A 16,639-nucleotide genomic window follows, 5' to 3' on the forward strand; every position below is an offset into this window, starting at 1 on the left:
CCCGCCCGTCTCTCGAACAGCGGATGCCCGCATGACCCGTCTCTCCCTCGAAGCCGATTCCAGCTCGCCGCTGGGATCGGCATCCTCCGACTATGGGCGTTCGGTCGCGCGGCGCGTCGCCATTCTCGTCGCCCTAGGGCTCGTCGCCGTCGGCGCCTTCGTCGTGGACATCTATGTCGGCTCGGGAACGCTCGGCATTTCGGAGGTGACGGAGGTCCTGTTCCGGCCGGACCGGGCCGAGGCGAGCGCGCGCTTCATCGTCTGGGAGCTGCGCATGCCGATGACGCTGATGGCGCTCGTCGCGGGCATCGGCCTGTCGCTGTCCGGCCTTCTCATGCAGACGATTCTCGATAATCCGCTGGCCGAGCCGTTCACGCTCGGCGTCTCCTCGGCCGCCGGCTTCGGCGCGGCCCTGTCGCTCGGCTTCAGCGTGTCGGTGACGAGCGCGATGCCCTGGCTGCCGGGCGAGCTGATCACGGCGGTGAACGCCTTCCTCTTCGCGCTCCTGGCGGTCGGCCTCGTCCTCGGCCTGTCGCGCGGGGGAACGAGCGTCCAGTCGATCACCCTTCTCGGCATCGCGCTCCATTTCGTCTTCTCGTCGCTGCTCTCGCTCGTTCAATATGTGGCGAGCGTCGACCAGCTGCAGAGCATCGTCTTCTGGCTGATGGGCTCGCTCCAGCGGGCGACCTGGCTGAAGGTCTCGATCGCCGGCGGGCTTTGCCTCGTCGCGGTGCCCATCGTGCTCGTCAATGCCTGGGCCCTGACGACGATCCGCTCCTTCGGCGAGGAGGCGGTCGTCTTCGGCGTCCGCGTGCGCCTCATGCGCATCGTCATGCTCGGCCTGTCCGCGCTCCTGGCCGGCGCGGTGACGGCCGTGGTCGGCATCGTCGGCTTCATCGGGCTGGTCGGCCCGCATGTCGCGCGGCTTCTGGTGGGCGAGGATCACCGCTTCACGATCGCGGCGACGATCGCCGTCGGCGCGGTCTTCGCCCTCTTCGCGTCCGTCGCCTCGAAGGTGGTCATCCCCGGCGCCGTGCTGCCGCTCGGCATGGTGACCTCGCTGACCGGCCTTCCGTTCTTCATTCTCCTCGTTCTGCGCCAGACCGCGCGGGCGGGTGGCCGATGAGCCTCGAAGTCTCGGCCTACTCGGTCTCGATCGGCTCGCGGGCGATCGTCGAGGACATGGCGTTCCGCGCCGAGCCCGGCGGCATCGTGGCCTTGCTGGGGCCGAACGGCGCGGGCAAGTCGAGCGTCCTGAAAGGCTTCTGCGGCCTTCGGCGGGCGAGGGGCCGCGTCCGTCTCGACGGCGAGGATCTCCTTTCGATGACCGCCGCCGCCCGGGCCCGCCTCGTCGGCTATGTCGCGCAGGACGTCACGCATCTCGACGTGCAGATGACAGTGTTCGAGCTCTTGCTGCTCGCCCAGAGCGGCGGACGAAGGTCCTGGCGCGCCCCGCCCGAGAGCCTTGCCCGAGCCGGGGAGATCCTGGAGCTTCTCGGCCTGTCGCGCTTTGCCGACCGTCGGCCGGGGGCGCTGTCCGGCGGCGAGCGGCAGATGATCGCGCTGGCTCTGGCTCTGGTGCGCCGGCCCCGCCTCCTGCTGCTCGACGAGCCGACCTCGGCGCTCGATCTCGCCAACCAGCTGCAGATGCTCTCGGCGGTCGAGCGCTACACGCGCGAGCATGGGGTCGTCACGCTGACCGTCCTGCACGATCTCAATCTAGCCACGCGCTACGCCGCGTCGAGCATCATCCTGCGGAACGGCGCCATCCATGCGGCCGGACCGACGCGGGACGTGCTGACGCCCGGCACGATGCAGGACGTCTACGGCGTCGACTGCCGCTTCGTCGACATCCCCGGCACGTCCTTCACGGCGCTCTTCCCCGTGGCGATCGCGGGGGCGGGAAGCGGGGAGACCGCCGCCTGAGGCACGGCTGCGATGCGATGAGGCCCGACCGCCTTTCGGCGACCGGGCCTCGCTTCGTCGGATGCCTGCCGTCGGAGGCGGCGGGGCCGCCCCGATGCGCGCGGTCGGAGCGCCGCGCTCAAGCGGCGTCGGCGGTCGCCCCGGCGGTGATGTGCTGGAACACCTCGAAGCCCTCGAAGGAGGGGCCGCCGATATAGGTCGGCTCGCGCTCGCTGGTCTTCGGGCGCGCATGGGCGGCGCGGAAGGCGTCGGAGCGCGTCCAGGCCTCGAAGTCGGCCTTGCTCGCCCAGACCGTGTGCGAGGCGTAGAGGACGTGGTCCTCGCGCACGGGGCCGCGCAGCATGTGGAACTCGACGAAGCCGGGAAGGCCCGTCAGGTGGCTCTCGCGCTCCAGCCAGATCGTCTCGAACTCGGCCGTGCGGTCCGGCATGACCTTGAAGCGGTTCATGGCGATGAACATGATGATCGTCCTTTTCTCTTCAAACGTTGCGGCGCCCGGCGCCGTCAGAACTGGTAGGTCAGCGTCGCCTTGAAGCTCCGTCCGGGCTCGGTGAAGTAGGGCTTGGCGAGCGAGGTGGAATCGGGAATGTCGAGCCCGTCGTAATAGATCTCGTCGAAGAGGTTGTAGACGCCGCCCTTCACCTTCAGCCCCTTGACCTCGGTCGGCGCCCACCAAGCCGTCAGGTCCACGAGATTGTAGCTCGGCGTCGCCGCGAAGTCGTTCTCGACCTCGTCGCGGGCCGCCGCCGCCGTGAAGATCACGTCGGCGCCGTAGACATCGGTCGCATAGCCGACGCCGAGCCGCGCCTTCACCGCCGGGATCGTGTTGAGATGGACGTCGGTGTCCGTGTCGCGTCCGACATAGCCGCCGAACGTGGCGAAGCCGTGCCAGCCGGAGGGGTGGGCGACGTTGGCCGTGGCCTCGAAACCGTAGATCTCGACATTCGCCCGGTTGACGATCTGCGTGATGCCGAGCGGATAGACGCCGGGCGAAAGGCCGACGGAGGCGGGCGTGACGGCGACGTCGTCGATGAAGTTCTCGTAGGTGTTGTAGAAGGCGTTGACCGAGCCGTTCAGTTCGGGCGTGCCGAACTTGACGCCCGCCTCGAAGCCGTCGCTCGTCTCGGGCTTCAGGTCGGGATCGCCGATGCGCAGGTAGGTGCCGGGGCCGCCATAGGTGAGGTAGAGCTCGTTGGCGGTCGGCGCGCGGAAGGCCTGGGCCCACTGGCCGAACACGGTGATCTCGGGCGCCAGATCGTATTCCGCGCGCAGCTTCGGCGAGAGCGCGCTGTCGCTGGAGGAGGCCGGCAGCCCGCGATAGGTCGGGTTGCGGGTGTAGCCTTCGGTGGCCTGTGGCTCCTGCTCGTACCAGTCGAAGCGCACGCCGGGCGTCAGGCGGAAGCGGTTTTCGAGGAAGGCCATCTCGTCCTCGACGAAGAGGCCGAGCGTCGTGCCGTCGACATCGGGCATGTCCGACTGGTTGGAATGGAGGAAGTTGCAGTTGAAGAAGGCGGGCGGATAGGGCGGCGGCGGGCAGCTGTCGCGCCCGCTCGAGGCCTGCGTCGCCTGGCTCATGAAGGCCTCGCCGCCGAAGCTGACGCCATGGTCGATCGCGCCGGTCTGGAAGCCCGCGAGCGCGCTGCCGGAAAGGCCGAAGGTCTCCTCGCCGCGCTCGGTGAGGCGGCGGTAGTCGCCGATGGGCCGCGTGCGCCGGATGGCGTTGAAGTCGTTGTCGATCTCCTGGTTCTGCCAGTAGACGACGGCATGGGCTGCCCGGATGCGGTCGTTCGTTTCTTCCGGGGCGTAGTCGTATTCGAAGGACAGGCGCTGGCGCTTGTTCGTCTCATCCCGCGTGACCGAGCCCGGCACGTAGGTCGTGGTGAGGGCGGTGAACTCGTTCGTGTCCTCGTCGCGGTCGAAGGACTCCGCCGTCAGGCCGAACACGTGACCGCCCTCGACATGCTGGTTGATCTTGGCGAGCAGGCTCGTGCGGTCGTAGTCGAGCGGGTCCTTGTCCGTGCGCGGGGCGCCGAAGCCGCCGATGACGCCCTGGTTCTCGATTTCGTTTCCGCGCCGGAAGCCGGCCTGGACAAGGCTGTACGTATCTCCGAAGCGCGCCGCCAGCGCCTGGTCGACCGACCAGCTCCGGTCCTTGGAATCGTAGCCTGCGCGGCTGAGCCCGCCGAAGCGCTTGTCCCCGGGCAGCAGGTCTTCCGGATCGAGCGTGCGCAGCGCGACGACGCCGCCGAGCGCGCCGCCGCCGAACACGCTGGAATTGGCGCCCTTCACGATGTCGAGGCCCGACAGCGTGTCGAAGTCGAAGCTCGCGGACCCGCCGACGAGCCCGCGCGCGCCGTCCTCCAGCCAGGGAACGCGCACGCCGTCGATCGTGGTCAGAACGCGCGAGCGGTCGAGGCCGCGAATGTTGAAGGAGCGCGAGCCCTCGCTGAAGTTGATGGCGGGATCGAGCCGCGAGACGTCGTCGAAATCGTCGACCTGCGCCGCGTCGAGTTCGGCGCGGGTGACGCGCTTTGTCAGAACCGTCTCGGCGCGCCCCGCCGGCTCGGCCTTCTTCGCGCCGTCGAGCGTCACCGTGTCGAGCACGATCGCCTCGTTGCTCGTGCCCGTGGCGGAAGCCGTGGTCTGCGCCAGCGCTCCCTGGCTCGCCGCCGCCAGGAGGGCGAGGCTCGTGGCTAGAGCCGTCGTCGTGCGGCGTCGCATGCAGTCCATGGTCGTTCCCCTGTTCGGTCGTCAAACAGCATGGCTGGCGTGGTCGCCGCAGGTCGCGGGATGGCTGGCTTTGCCTCGTGACGGACGTCCGACCCCCTGCCGGATGTCCGTTGGATGTTGACGGTCCTATCGAAATATGAACATGAAAGTCAACAATAAGTCTGGGAATGAATATAGTTGAGAACCATTCCAGATTTGAGCAATTCCAAACAGCGGCGACGTCGTGAGCAATAAGATCCAACATCCGGAAGAGAACCCGCCCGGCGGGATGCCCTCCCTTCGCATCTACACTGCCGAAGACCTGTTCGTCGGCGATCGCGAAGTGGGAATTCGGCATGCGGGAAGCTTGTATCGCCTGTCGATGACGCGGCAGGGCAAGCTGATCCTCACGAAATGAAAGCATCGTCGATGACCCCGTTTCCCGCTGCCGCGTCCTCGCTGCGCGTCCTTCTCCTCTCCGCGGGGCTTCTCGCGGCGGCGCCGGCGCTCGCCGAAGGCCCCTCGCGCATCGTCTCCATCGGCGGCGCGACGACCGAGATTCTCTATGCGCTGGGCGAGGAGAAGCGGATCGCCGCGGTCGATTCCACCAGCCTCTTCCCGCCGGAGGCCGCCGCATCCCATCCCAATGTCGGCTACATGCGCGCCCTCTCGGCCGAGGGCATCCTCGCCCAGGCGCCCGACCTCATCCTGATGGAGGCGGGCTCCGGCCCGCCGGAGGCCGTCAAGGCCATCGACGGCGCGGGCATTCCCGTCGTCCACGTTCCCGCCGGCTTCGATGCCTCCGGCATCGCCGGCAAGGTCCGGACCGTCGCCAAGGCGCTCGGCGACGAGGCCGAAGGCGAGGTGCTGGCCGGGAAGATCGACGCCGAGTTCGCTGCGCTCGCGGCCGATCTGTCCAAGCTGGAGCGCCGGCCGCGCGTCCTCTTCATCTATTCGCTCGTCGACGGGCGTCCGATGGCGGCGGGCGGCAGGACGGCAGCGGACGGCATCATGACGCTGGCGGGGGCGACCAACGTCCTGTCCGGCTTCGACGGCTACAAGACGCTCTCCTGGGAGGCCGCGACCGAGCTTCAGCCGGACGTGATCCTGATGGGCGAGCGCGCGGGCGCTCCGACCGACAGGGACGCCATCCTGGCGCTGCCCGCCATCGCCGCGACCCCGGCCGGCCGAGACAAGGCGCTGGTCTCGATGGACATGCTGTATCTGCTCGGCTTCGGCCCGCGCACCCCGGCCGCCGCCCGCGATCTCGCCGCGCGCCTCCATCCCGAACTGCCGACGTCGGCTCTCCCGGTCAAGGCGCCTTGAGCCTCGCGGTCGGCATCTTGCCCCGGCAGAGAGAGGGCGACCGCGCAGGCCGCGGCACCGTCGCGCTCGGCCTTCTTCTTCTGGCGCTCGGCGCTTGCCTAGTCGTCTCGCTCGGCGTCGGGCCGGCCGGCCTGTCGCCGGCGCGCGTCGTCGAGATCCTCCTGGCCGGGCCCGGCTCGCGGGAATCGATGGGGGAGACCGTGATCGTCTGGCAGATCCGCCTGCCCAGAGCCCTGCTCGGCGCGCTGGTCGGCGCCTCGCTCGGCGTGTCGGGGGCGGTCATGCAGGGCCTCTTCCGCAATCCGCTGGCCGATCCCGGCCTGATCGGCATCTCCTCGGGATCCGCGCTCGGCGCCGTGTCGATGATCGTCGGCGCGGGGGGCGTGCTTCGCACGCTCGCCGCGGCGCTCGGCGGCTTCGCCCTGCCGGTCGCGGCCTTCGTCGGCGGTCTCGCCGCCACGAGCGTTCTCTACGCCATCGCGACGCGCCAGGGCCGAACCAGCGTCGCGACCCTGCTTCTGGCGGGCATCGCCATCGGCGCCTTCGCCAGCGCCGCGCTCGGCCTTCTCGTCTATCTCAGCGACGACCAGCAGTTGCGCGACATCACCTTCTGGACGCTGGGCGGTCTTGCCGGCGCGAACTGGCCGAAGCTCTTCGCCTGCGGACCCATCATGCTCGCCGCGCTCCTCGCCGTCCTGACCCTCGGCCGAAGCCTCAACGCGCTCACCCTCGGCGAGGCCGAGGCCTTCCATCTCGGCATTCGCGTCCAGCGGGTGAAGCGGCTCGCGATCTTCCTCGTCTGCGCGGCGACGGGAGCGGCCGTCGCGGTCGCCGGCGTCGTCGGCTTCGTCGGCATCGTCGTGCCGCACATGCTGCGCCTCGCCATCGGCGCCGATCATCGGGTTCTGCTGCCGGGCTCGGCACTCCTCGGCGCGATCCTTCTCCTCCTCGCCGACATGGTGGCGCGCACCGTGGCCTCGCCCGCCGAGCTTCCGATCGGCATCCTGACGGCGGCCCTCGGTGCGCCCTTCTTTCTCTGGCTGCTCCTGCGCCGCCGCGGCCTTGCGGCCTTCTGATGCTGGCGCTCGATCGGATATCCCTCCGGCGAAACGGCCGGACGATCCTCGACACCGTCTCGCTGGAGCTTCGGGCCGGATGCTTCACCGTGCTCGTCGGGCCGAACGGCGCGGGCAAGTCGACGCTCCTGAAGGTGCTGACCGGCGAGGTTCGACCCGACGAGGGCGAGGTCCGCTTCGAGGGCGAGCCGCTCGGCGCCATCCGACCGGAACGCCTCGCGACGCGCCGGGCCGTTCTGCCCCAGGCCTCGCATCTGGCCTTTCCCTTCACGGTCCTGGAGGTCGTGCGCCTCGGCCTCGAGGCGCGGCCCGGCCTGTCGCCGGATGCGCGGCGCCGCGAGCCCGTGCTGGCGCTGGAGCGCGTCGATCTCGGCGGCTTTGCGGCCCGCGTCTTTCAGGATCTCTCCGGCGGCGAGCAGCAGCGCGGCCATCTCGCCCGGGTTCTCGCGCAGATCGGGCCGCCCGTCGAAGGGGGGCGGCCGAAGGCGATGCTTCTCGACGAGCCGACGGCCAGCCTCGACATGCGCCACCAGCTCGACGTTCTGGAGCTCGCGCGCGACTTTTCGGTTGGCGGCGGTTTGGCGTTCGCGATCGTGCACGATCTCAATCTCGCCGCCGCCTATGCGGATCGCCTCGTCGTCATCGAGAAGGGCCGCATCGCGCTGGATGGGGCGCCGGATGAGATCCTGCGCGACGGGCGCATGGAAGAGATCTTCGACGTGGCCTTCGACAGGATCGAACCGGCCTTGGGCGCGCTCCATCTCGTGCCGCGCCGGCGAGCCTGACGATCCGCGGCCGCGCCAGGGGACGGAAAGGCGAACGCCAGACCGAGGTCTGGCGTGCCATGGAAGACTGTTTTCGACGGCGATCCACCGCCGGGGGCCGCGTCCCCGTACCGTCCCGCGATCGTCGCGGCCTGCGGCGGGGTTCGGCTTACTTCTTCGGCTTCGGCGGGGTCACGCCCGGCATTTTCTGGCTGGGCGCCGAAGCGTTCGCCTTGGGCGCCGCCGGCTTCTTGGTCTTGCCCTTGCTTTCCTTCATGGCCTTCTCCTCCAGCGTTCCGATGAACGCCTCATCCAGATAGGGCGCGGAGGGCGGAAGGGAGGCGCCTCGTCAGGCCCTTTTCGCGCCGTCGCTCCGCTTGCCCCGCGCGACGATCTGGAGACCGTCCTCCGGGAAGGGCCGCTGCAGCTTGGCTGCCTGCGGCCAGGGCGCGCGAAGCCAGAGGTCCATCTCGTCCGGGTCGGTCAGGATGACCGGCATCGTCTTCGGGTTGACGGCGCCGACGGTCTTGTTCGCATCGCTCGACAGGAGGCCGAACGCATCGACCGTCACCTCCACATCCGCGGACTTGCGAACCGAGGTCCAGCGTGTCCAGAGGCCGGCGAAGACCATCATCGGCCGCTCCTCGCCGGCGGCGAACCAGACGGGCGCCCGTCGCCTGTCGCCCGTCGCCTCGTGTTCGGTGAAGGAGGTGAAGGGCACGAGGCAGCGATGCTCCGCCGGCAGCCACTGGCGCCAATGCGGGCTCTTCGTGTCGCGGATGTTGGTGACGCCCGGATCGTTCGTCCGGCCCTTGAGCGCGAAGGTCGTCGACGGCATGCCCCATCGCATCAGGGACAGGACGCGGGCGCCGTCGATATATCGGACCACCGGCGCGGAGTCGTCGGGAAAGATGCCCGGCATTGGCGTCCAGTCGCCCGCCCGGTCGATGGCGGCGCGGGTGAGCTCGCGGATGGCCGCCTTGCCCTTTGTCAGGCTGTAGAGATCGCACATGCCGGGGAAGAAGCATGAGACCGGGCGGACAGTCCAGCCGTCGCGCTCCGCGATGCACCGATCCCGATGCCGTGTGCCCCGCGCGGTTTGCCGGTCAGGCATGACGCTGCGTCATGTCGCTGAGTTTATCGCTAAGTTCGTCTGATGGAAGTTGACGATCCGCTAGACACGAAAAGCACAAACGGAAAAGCGGGTCGACATGCTGTCCGTCGACAAGACTTATTAAGCCGATCCACACGTCCATCCGCCATGATGGGACCACTGCTTGCGGGGTGCATCATGCCGTCTGTCCACAGCGACGACCTTCAGTCTCGGCTTCTGATTCAAAGCGTCACGGACTACGCCATCTATATGTTGAGCCTCGATGGCCACGTCACCAGCTGGAATCCCGGCGCGGAGCTCGCGAAGGGCTATCGGGCCGAGGAGATCCTGGGCCGGCATATCGGCTGCTTCTACGGCGAGAGCGACCGGAGCGCCGGGATTCCCGAAAGCAATCTCGACACCGCCCGCCGCGACGGTCGCTGCGAGGACCAGGGCTGGCGCTACCGAAAGGATGGCAGCCGCTTCTGGGCCAACGTCGTCATCGACGCCGTCGAGGTCGACGGCGAGATCGTCGGCTTCGCCAAGGTGACGCGCGACTGCACCGAGCAGCGCGAGCAGGCGCTGGCCCTCGCCGCCATGTCGGACCATCTGCGCACCGTTCTGTCCTTCAATCCGCACGCGACCTGCCTGCTCGACGCCGATCTGCGGATCGTCCTCGGCAATCCGGCCTTCGCCGCGCTGCTGGGGATCAATCGGGGCGCGGGCGAAGGGGAGCGCTTCGCCGATCTCCTGCGCGATCCCTCGGGCGAGGCTCCGAAGGCCGCGACCCTCGATCTTCTGGAGGACCTTCGCCAGACGACGTGCCGCGAGGTCTCGCACGAGATCGACTGGAACGCCCGGACCCTTCTCGTCATCCTGCGCAGGGCGGAGGACGGCGGCACGGTTCTGTCGCTGGAAGACGTGACGGAGCTTCGCCGCAGCCAGAAGGCGGTGCTGCGAAAGGCGACGCACGACGCCTTGACCGACCTGCAGAACCGGGACGCTTTGCAGGCGCGCCTCGGCGCCCGCCTCGCCGGCGCCTCGGCCCCGTGCTGGCTCCTCTATGTCGATCTCGACCGGTTGAAGGCGGTGAACGACACGCACGGCCATCTCGCCGGGGACGCCGTCCTGAAGGAGGTCGCCGGCCGGCTGTCGAAGGGACTTCGCGACGGCGACCGCGCCTATCGGGTGGGCGGCGACGAGTTCATCGTTCTCGTCGATGGCTCGCCGAGCGCGGGCGACGTCGCCGCCATGGCGAAGCGGCTCCACGACAGGCTCGCATCGCCCTTCGACTTCGAGGGGCGAACGCTGGGCATGGGATGCAGCATCGGCATCGCCGTCTCCAGGCCCGAGGACGAGGCGACGCCCTCCGACCTCGTCGATCGCGCCGACATCGCGCTCTATCAGGCCAAGCACGACGGGCGCGGATGCGTTCGGTTCCACGACGAGGAGATGGCGCTGTCGGCCCTGAAGCGCCGGACCATGGAAATGCAGCTGCGACAGGCGATCTCCGGCGAGGAGTTCCGGCTCTTCTACCAGCCCGTCAGCAAGGCCGACGGCGCCGGCATCGAAGGGTTCGAGGCGCTGATCCGCTGGACGCAACCCTGCGGCACCATGATCCCGCCCGGCGACTTCATTCCGCTGGCGGAGGAACTGGGCCTCATGGCCGAGATCGGCAACTGGGTCTTCCAGACGGCCTGTCTCGAGGCGGCCTCCTGGCCGTCCCACCTCACTTTGGCGGTCAACGTCTCGGCCACGCAGATGCGCGACCCGCTTCTGATGGAGCGCGTGCGGGCTGCCCTCGACCGGAGCGGGCTCGACCCGCACCGTCTCGAAGTGGAGATCACCGAGACCGCGATGATCACCGATCATGCCCAGACCCTGTCCATCCTCATGGAACTGCGGGCCATGGGCATCCTCGTCGCCATCGACGATTTCGGCACGGGCTACTCGTCGCTGAGCTTCCTGCAGACGCTGCCCTTCACCCGCATCAAGATCGACCGCAGCTTCGTTCAGGACATCGCGAGCAACAGCCAGTCCATGGCGATCGTGCGAGGCGTCATGCGCATCAGCCGCGATCTCGGCCTGCAGGTCACGGCCGAGGGCGTCGAGACCGACGAGCAGCGCGAGATCCTTCTCGGCGAATCCTGCCAGAACCTGCAGGGCTATCTCATCGCCAGGCCCATGCCCGTCTCGGAACTGAAGACCTTCCTCGCCAAGGCCGGCGCGCCCTCCGACGCCCGGACCCGCGCCGCCTGAGGGGCGAACCTCCGACGACGATCGCGGCGACCGTTGCTGCGTTCCGAAGAGAAGAGAAGCGGTGGGGCGTAATCTCGCGAGACGTGCGCCGCCTTATGTTCGAGGATGTCATCCAGGCCGATGCAGGCGCTCCGCCGAAGCGGGTTCGGCGCGAGCAACGCCGCCGCCGCACGGCCGGCCGATAGCGCATTGCCGGTCCGTTCGCCGCGGCTTAGGCTGCCCGCATGATGACACCCGCCGAATGCATCGCCGCCCGTTCGCTCCTCGCCTGGTCGCAGCTCCATCTCGCGGAAGCCACCGGCGCCGATGTCTCGGCCATCCGAAACTACGAGGCCGGCAAGATCGCTCCGGCCGAGGCGAACGTGGAAGCGCTGAGGCGGGCTCTGGAAGCGGCCGGCGTGCAGTTCGTTTCCGAGATCGGCGGCGGTGCCGGCGTGCGCCTGCACGAGTCCGGCATCGGCTGAAACGGCTGACGCAGGGCGAGCCGACCCGTCCGGGTCCAGAATTGGGCTCGTCGGCAAGCCCCTCGTTCATATGCGCATGACGGGGTCGGGCGTCGCCGCCGGGCAATCCTTCGATCAGAGCGACGACTGGACGGCGTTCCGAACCGTCCCGAGATCACCCGGATGCGACAAGGCCCGCCCGGTTTTCTCCGAGGCGGGCCTTGTCCTATCGACGGGAGCGGATCGATGCGGTCCGCTCGATCCTCAGTGCGCCTTCACCAGACCCTGGACATGCGCCATGTGCTTCTCGAGCGCCGGCAGCGTCGTCTTGGCGAAGGCCACCACCGCCGCGTCGTCGCCCGAGCCGGCATAGGTCCGGAAGAGGGCCACGGCCTCCATATGGGCCTGCGCCTGCATGTCGATGTAGAGCGTCTGGAAGTCCGCGCCCTCGGCCGCTTCGAGTTGGCTCAGCATGGCGGCATGCTTGGGCGCCAGGGCGGGATCAGCGGGGGCGGCAGCCGCGCCCTTGCCGAGGGCGGCCTTCAGCTCCGTCTCGGCCTTCGTATGATCCTCGATCATGGCGGCCGCGAACGTCTTCACGTCAGCCGCCTCGGCCTTCGTCTTCGCCATCTCGCTGGAGCGGATCTCGAACTGGTCGGAGCTCATCACGGTCTTGGCGAAGTCCGGCGTTGCCACCGTCATGATCGGATCGGCGGCGTCGGCCGACTTGGCATCGGCCGCGAAGGCCGCCGGCGTCGACAGGAGGAGGGCAAGCGTCAGGGTCAGCGTCTTCATCGCGGTTCGGCTTTCGTAGGATGGGAAAAGGGGGCGGCTGCGGATCACTGGCCGGCCTTGGCGAAGGCCTGCTTCAGATCGGCGACCGCCATGTCCATGGCCTCCTTGGCCGCCGGCACGACCTTGCCCATGCCGAAGAACTCGTGCGTCACGCCCGGGAAGGTCTTCTCGTTCACGGCGACGCCCGCCGCCTTCAGCTTCTCCGCGTATTCTTCGGTCTCCGAGCGGAGCGGATCGATCTCGGCCGCGATGACGGTCGCCGGCGCGACGCCGGCCAGGTCCTTGCGATCGACGAGATCGATGCGGGGATCGGCCGTCTCGTCCTTGGAGGCGAAGACATGGTCGACGAACCAGGCGATGTCCGGGGTCGCGAGCGGCGCGGTCTGCGTGAAGGCCGTCTTCGACGGCGTGTCCATGGCGTTGGAGGCGATCGGATAGACGAGAAGCTGGTGGACCGGCTGCGTCGCCTTCATCTCCTTCGCCATCAGCGCGACGGACGCGGCGAGGTTGCCGCCGGCGCTCTCGCCGGCCACGGCGATCCGCCGGCTGTCGCCGTTCTGCGAGCCGATGTTCTCGACCACCCAAACATAGGCGTCGTAGGCGTCCTGATGCTGCGCGGGAAATTTCGCTTCCGGCGCATGGCGATAGTCGACCGACACGACGATCGCGCCGGTGCCGAGCGCGAGGCTGCGGGCGGACGCATCGTAGGTGTTGATGTCGGCGATGACCCAGCCTCCGCCGTGATAATAGACGATGACGGGAAGGGGCCCCGTGCCCTCGGGAATGTAGAGGCGGGCCGGCACGCTACCGGTCTTGGTCGGAATGGCGATGTCCTTGGTCGCAACCTTGGATTCGGGTGCCGGCGAGATTCTCTTGTCGCGCTGGACGCCCATGGCCGCATCGGCGGCGCTCGCCTGCATCCGGGCCTCGGGCACGGTGAGGGTCGAGACGGGCTTGGCCTGAAGCTCCTTCAACTTGTCGAGAACCGCCTGCATCTCGGCCGTCGGCTTCGGAGCGTCCTGCGCGGCAGCGGGAAGGGCGAGCATGGGCATGGAGACGAGCAGCGAAAAGCCGACGAGGCTGTCGCGGAAATATCGGGATGGCATGGGAGATCCTTGAATGGAGGTCCCACGAAGAAGCCGCCCCTCGATCCCCGCGTTCCCGAAAACCGGGATAGGCGCCTACGGAGCCGGTCAGTTGCGCGTGACCGCCCCGTGACCGTCACGTCCATCAAGTCCGCTCTCGCTCCGGTCCGGCATCGTCGAGCGACCCGAACTCAGCCGCCCGGCTTGCGCCATTGCGCCAGACCCTCCCGGTCGTTTCGATCCAGCGCCGTATAGCGGACGGAGCGAGCCCGCTCCCCGCACCACGAACAGCGCCACGTCCGATCCTCGATGGCCTCCCCGGGACCGATCGTCTCGCGAAAGTCGGACGCGCGAAACGTCGCCGTCTTGCCGCAGCCGCACCGAACCTCGACCCCGAGCCCCCTGCGAACCGCCTCACCGAAGAGCTTGATGTCAGACAGCATGGCTGTGACCCTGTTTCCGTCCGGAACAGAATAGAAACAAAATCTTGCGGGCAAGCCTCGGGGCCGACATCCTCAGGGTCGGTCGTCTTGAACGACCGGATGCCTCGGCATCTTCGATGCGTCGATTCTAATGCTCTGGAATGTTTTCCTTGAAGATCACCTGCAAGCGGGGCGGGTGGCCTTCATAGGGCACGTCGGAAATGGCGTGGGTCAGGATGTTCAGCGCCTCCCGCGCCTCGACGCGGGGGTTCTGATCGATGATCGCGTCGAGCGTTCCGTCGAGCAGCAAGGCGCGGGCGGCCGCCGTGAGGTCGTGGCCGATGAAGGTCACGTCCTTTTGGAATCCGTGCTCCTTCAGGGCCTTTGCAATGCCGGTATTGCCCGCGCCGACATTGTAGATCGCGGCCAGATCGGGATGGCGGTCGAGGAGGGCCGAGGCCTCCTCGTAAGCCTTCTCGCGATCGTCCAGCATCTCCCGCATCTCGACGATGTGAAGGCCCGTCGCCTCCTCGTTCAGGAAGTGGCGAAAGCCCATCTCGCGCTCTTCATGGCCGCGATAGGACAGCGAGCCGGCAAAGAGAGCGATCTTCGTTCGGCCCGGCCCGACGAAACGCTTCACGAGATAGCCCGCGAGGCGGCCGGCGGCGCGATTGTCGATGCCGACATAGGCGACGCGCGGCACATGCAGGATATCCGAGGCGATGGTCACGACCTTCACGCCGCTCGACGACAGCGAGCGGATGGCCTCGCGAACGGTCGGATGATCCAGCGCGATCACGCCGACGCCTTGCGTCTTTCCCTGCAGCCCCTGCAGCATCCGCGCGAGGGCATCGGGGTCGAACCCTTCGATCGTTTCGACATGGACCGCGATCCCGTCGCGCGCCTTGCCCTGGCCGAGGAGTTCGGCCTGAAGCGTTTGCATGAAGGGGTTCGTGCCGGCGGGCAGGGCGAAGTGGAGGTCGATTCGCTCGCCGGGCCGATGGGCGACAGCGGGGCCGGTCCCGCCCTCCTCGCCGATATAGCCGAGCCGCTGCGCGGTCTCCAGGACGATCTGGCGTGTGCGGGTTCGGACCCCCGAACGGTTGTTCAGGACGCGGTCCACCGTTGCGGGCGACACGCCGGCCTCTCGAGCCACGTCGATCAGGGTTGCACGCACGCTCGCTTCACTCCGGCTTTCCCATGCGTTCCAAGCCAAGCCGCTTCGAACGCGCACGAGTCCCGCTCCCACATGAGTCCCGTTCTTAGCAGACTTCGCGCATCGGCATGATGCGCCGCAAGCCGATCTCCACCGACGACTGGATCGTGCAGGACGAGGGTCTTCGATCGGTATCCGACGACGAGCCTCACGCTCCCCCGACATTATTTGAGGCATTATGACGTAATTTGACGTTGACACCTCTCGAAAGCCCGCGTCAATATCCCGTCGCGAAAGCGGGTTGAGGAGCCTGCTCCGCGGGAGGACATCGTGATGTCGTACAATGACCGCTGCTCGCGGCGTCGATCTTCGACGTGCCGCGACAGGATCGCCATGCGCATGCCGGCCTTGCCGTTCGGCGCGAGCCGCCGCCGGGGCGCGGCGCGATGAGCGCTGCCGCACACGGCAGGCAGGCTGCGATCCTGACCGCCACGTCCTTCGCGCCCGATGTCGAGGTGCGGAGCCGGGGCTACAGGATCGGTGCGATCGGCGCGGGCATGATCATGTCCGAATGCCATCTTGCAGCCTACAAGGAGGCCGGCTTCACCGTCGCAGCCATCGCCTCGCGGACGAAGGCCAAGGCTCAGGCCGTGGCGGATCGCTGGGGCATCCCGACGGTTCACGACACGCCGGAGGCGCTTCTCGAAGACGAGAGCATCGAGATCGTCGATCTCGCCTATCCGCCGGACCAGCAGCCGGACCTGATCCGGAAGGCGTTCCGGCAGCCGCATATTCGCGGCATCCTCGCGCAGAAGCCGCTGGCTCTGTCGCTGGACGAGGCCATCGCGCTCCGCGACGAGGCGAAGGCGGCCGGCAAGATCCTCTCCGTCAACCAGAACATGCGCTACGACCAGTCGATGCGCGTCGCCCGGCAGATCATCGACAGCGGCGCGCTCGGCGAGATCGTGTTCGCCCAGATCGACATGCACGCCATCCCGCATTGGCAGCCCTTCCTGAAGGACTACGACCGGCTGACGCTGTCCAACATGAGCGTGCACCATCTCGACGTGCTGCGCTTTCTCCTGGGCGAGCCGACCGAGATCACGACGCAGACCCGCCGGGACCCGCGAACGACCTTCGACCACGAGGACGGCATCACCGTCTCGACGCTTCGCTTCGCCTCCGGCGCTCTGGCGGTGTCGCTGGAGGATGTCTGGTCCGGTCCCCGTCAGGAGGGATACGAGGACGACCAGCACATCGGCTGGCGCATCGACGGCACCAAGGGCGTCGCCAAGGGCACGATCGGCTGGCCGACGGGCGCGGCCTCGACGCTGACATTCGCCGCGACGGAAGCGACCGCGGGGCGATGGGTGACGCCGACCTGGGACACGATGTGGTTTCCCCATGCCTTCATCGGCGTGATGGAGCAGCTCCAGCATGCGATCGAGACGGGCGCCGAGCCCGCTCTGTCGGTGGCCGACAATGTCCGGACCATGGCCCTCGTCGAGGCCGGCTACCGCTCGATCGCGGAGGGCCGCACCGTCCGGCTGTCCGAGATTTCCACGAACCGTTGATCGCAGGGAGA

Annotated in this window: 16 protein-coding genes; 9 read left to right on the forward strand and 7 right to left on the reverse strand. The window is 68.2% G+C overall.

The genetic code is table 11. From position 1 onward, the window contains the following. The first annotated feature begins 31 nt into the window (after positions 1–31). On the forward strand, positions 32–1,126 hold the full coding sequence (locus ASG62_RS19570; RefSeq protein WP_056696734.1) for a FecCD family ABC transporter permease: 1,095 nt from the start codon (positions 32–34) through the stop codon (positions 1,124–1,126). Next, positions 1,123–1,926: an ABC transporter ATP-binding protein gene (locus tag ASG62_RS19575; protein ID WP_056696732.1), complete on the forward strand. Its 804-nt coding sequence runs from the start codon at positions 1,123–1,125 to the stop codon at positions 1,924–1,926. The genes ASG62_RS19570 and ASG62_RS19575 overlap by 4 nt, the downstream gene beginning before the upstream one ends. A gap of 118 nt (positions 1,927–2,044) precedes the next feature. Here the strand turns inward: ASG62_RS19575 and ASG62_RS19580 are convergent, their stop codons facing one another. Next, positions 2,045–2,386, reverse strand: a complete 342-nt coding sequence (locus tag ASG62_RS19580) for an antibiotic biosynthesis monooxygenase family protein (protein WP_056696730.1) — start codon at positions 2,384–2,386, stop codon at positions 2,045–2,047. A gap of 44 nt (positions 2,387–2,430) precedes the next feature. Then, complete coding sequence (locus ASG62_RS19585; protein WP_056696728.1) at positions 2,431–4,656, reverse strand: TonB-dependent hemoglobin/transferrin/lactoferrin family receptor; 2,226 nt, start codon at positions 4,654–4,656, stop codon at positions 2,431–2,433. A 223-nt stretch (positions 4,657–4,879) separates the two neighbouring features. Here ASG62_RS19585 and hemP point away from each other — a divergent pair, with 223 nt between their 5' ends. Genes hemP through ASG62_RS19600 form a run of 4 tightly spaced genes read left to right on the forward strand, consistent with a single transcriptional unit; the run spans position 4,880 to position 7,822 of the window. Then, complete coding sequence (hemP, locus tag ASG62_RS25915; RefSeq protein WP_244487629.1) at positions 4,880–5,053, forward strand: hemin uptake protein HemP; 174 nt, start codon at positions 4,880–4,882, stop codon at positions 5,051–5,053. An 11-nt stretch (positions 5,054–5,064) separates the two neighbouring features. Further along, positions 5,065–5,961: a heme/hemin ABC transporter substrate-binding protein gene (locus ASG62_RS19590; protein ID WP_056696726.1), complete on the forward strand. Its 897-nt coding sequence runs from the start codon at positions 5,065–5,067 to the stop codon at positions 5,959–5,961. Positions 5,962–5,978: 17 nt separating this feature from the next. Beyond that, positions 5,979–7,037: a FecCD family ABC transporter permease gene (locus ASG62_RS19595; protein WP_244487628.1), complete on the forward strand. Its 1,059-nt coding sequence runs from the start codon at positions 5,979–5,981 to the stop codon at positions 7,035–7,037. Then, positions 7,037–7,822 (forward strand): heme ABC transporter ATP-binding protein, encoded by a 786-nt coding sequence (locus ASG62_RS19600; RefSeq protein ID WP_056696722.1) that lies wholly within the window; start codon positions 7,037–7,039, stop codon positions 7,820–7,822. The genes ASG62_RS19595 and ASG62_RS19600 overlap by 1 nt, the downstream gene beginning before the upstream one ends. A 328-nt stretch (positions 7,823–8,150) precedes the next feature. Here ASG62_RS19600 and ASG62_RS19605 read toward each other — a convergent pair whose 3' ends face one another. Further along, on the reverse strand, positions 8,151–8,813 hold the full coding sequence (locus tag ASG62_RS19605) for an SOS response-associated peptidase (RefSeq protein WP_056696720.1): 663 nt from the start codon (positions 8,811–8,813) through the stop codon (positions 8,151–8,153). Positions 8,814–9,092: 279 nt separating this feature from the next. On the opposite strand from ASG62_RS19605, the gene ASG62_RS19610 reads away from it, so the two are divergent. Continuing rightward, positions 9,093–11,153 carry an EAL domain-containing protein gene (locus tag ASG62_RS19610; protein ID WP_056696718.1) on the forward strand — a complete coding sequence of 687 codons (2,061 nt, stop codon included), beginning with the start codon at positions 9,093–9,095 and terminating at the stop codon, positions 11,151–11,153. A 224-nt stretch (positions 11,154–11,377) separates the two neighbouring features. After that, positions 11,378–11,617: a helix-turn-helix domain-containing protein gene (locus ASG62_RS19615; RefSeq protein ID WP_056696716.1), complete on the forward strand. Its 240-nt coding sequence runs from the start codon at positions 11,378–11,380 to the stop codon at positions 11,615–11,617. A 243-nt stretch (positions 11,618–11,860) separates the two neighbouring features. On the opposite strand, the gene ASG62_RS19620 is transcribed toward ASG62_RS19615, so the two are convergent. From ASG62_RS19620 to ASG62_RS19635, 4 genes are all read right to left on the reverse strand, one after another. Continuing rightward, positions 11,861–12,391 carry a DUF4142 domain-containing protein gene (locus ASG62_RS19620; RefSeq protein ID WP_056696714.1) on the reverse strand — a complete coding sequence of 177 codons (531 nt, stop codon included), beginning with the start codon at positions 12,389–12,391 and terminating at the stop codon, positions 11,861–11,863. Positions 12,392–12,435: 44 nt separating this feature from the next. Further along, positions 12,436–13,497: an alpha/beta hydrolase gene (locus ASG62_RS19625; protein ID WP_200944739.1), complete on the reverse strand. Its 1,062-nt coding sequence runs from the start codon at positions 13,495–13,497 to the stop codon at positions 12,436–12,438. Positions 13,498–13,667: 170 nt separating this feature from the next. Continuing rightward, on the reverse strand, positions 13,668–13,919 hold the full coding sequence (locus ASG62_RS19630) for a hypothetical protein (protein ID WP_056696711.1): 252 nt from the start codon (positions 13,917–13,919) through the stop codon (positions 13,668–13,670). A gap of 127 nt (positions 13,920–14,046) precedes the next feature. Further along, on the reverse strand, positions 14,047–15,075 hold the full coding sequence (locus ASG62_RS19635) for a LacI family DNA-binding transcriptional regulator (RefSeq protein WP_056696709.1): 1,029 nt from the start codon (positions 15,073–15,075) through the stop codon (positions 14,047–14,049). A 425-nt stretch (positions 15,076–15,500) separates the two neighbouring features. Here ASG62_RS19635 and ASG62_RS19640 point away from each other — a divergent pair, with 425 nt between their 5' ends. Next, positions 15,501–16,628 carry a Gfo/Idh/MocA family protein gene (locus tag ASG62_RS19640; protein WP_056696831.1) on the forward strand — a complete coding sequence of 376 codons (1,128 nt, stop codon included), beginning with the start codon at positions 15,501–15,503 and terminating at the stop codon, positions 16,626–16,628. The last annotated feature ends 11 nt before the right edge of the window (positions 16,629–16,639 follow it).

Origin of the sequence: Aureimonas sp. Leaf427 (assembly GCF_001425485.1) — a bacterium.
In the GTDB taxonomy this organism is placed as follows: domain Bacteria; phylum Pseudomonadota; class Alphaproteobacteria; order Rhizobiales; family Rhizobiaceae; genus Plantimonas.

What these genes read in the sequence shown, in the direction of transcription:
- ASG62_RS19570 (WP_056696734.1), top strand. Translation starts at nt 32, where the DNA reads ATGACCCGTCTCTCCCTCGAAGCCGATTCCAGCTCGCCGCTGGGATCG.
- ASG62_RS19575 (WP_056696732.1), top strand. Translation starts at nt 1,123, where the DNA reads ATGAGCCTCGAAGTCTCGGCCTACTCGGTCTCGATCGGCTCGCGGGCG.
- ASG62_RS19580 (WP_056696730.1), bottom strand. Translation starts at nt 2,386, where the DNA reads ATGTTCATCGCCATGAACCGCTTCAAGGTCATGCCGGACCGCACGGCC.
- ASG62_RS19585 (WP_056696728.1), bottom strand. Translation starts at nt 4,656, where the DNA reads ATGGACTGCATGCGACGCCGCACGACGACGGCTCTAGCCACGAGCCTC.
- ASG62_RS19590 (WP_056696726.1), top strand. Translation starts at nt 5,065, where the DNA reads ATGACCCCGTTTCCCGCTGCCGCGTCCTCGCTGCGCGTCCTTCTCCTC.
- ASG62_RS19600 (WP_056696722.1), top strand. Translation starts at nt 7,037, where the DNA reads ATGCTGGCGCTCGATCGGATATCCCTCCGGCGAAACGGCCGGACGATC.
- ASG62_RS19605 (WP_056696720.1), bottom strand. Translation starts at nt 8,813, where the DNA reads ATGTGCGATCTCTACAGCCTGACAAAGGGCAAGGCGGCCATCCGCGAG.
- ASG62_RS19610 (WP_056696718.1), top strand. Translation starts at nt 9,093, where the DNA reads ATGCCGTCTGTCCACAGCGACGACCTTCAGTCTCGGCTTCTGATTCAA.
- ASG62_RS19615 (WP_056696716.1), top strand. Translation starts at nt 11,378, where the DNA reads ATGATGACACCCGCCGAATGCATCGCCGCCCGTTCGCTCCTCGCCTGG.
- ASG62_RS19620 (WP_056696714.1), bottom strand. Translation starts at nt 12,391, where the DNA reads ATGAAGACGCTGACCCTGACGCTTGCCCTCCTCCTGTCGACGCCGGCG.
- ASG62_RS19625 (WP_200944739.1), bottom strand. Translation starts at nt 13,497, where the DNA reads ATGCCATCCCGATATTTCCGCGACAGCCTCGTCGGCTTTTCGCTGCTC.
- ASG62_RS19630 (WP_056696711.1), bottom strand. Translation starts at nt 13,919, where the DNA reads ATGCTGTCTGACATCAAGCTCTTCGGTGAGGCGGTTCGCAGGGGGCTC.
- ASG62_RS19640 (WP_056696831.1), top strand. Translation starts at nt 15,501, where the DNA reads ATGAGCGCTGCCGCACACGGCAGGCAGGCTGCGATCCTGACCGCCACG.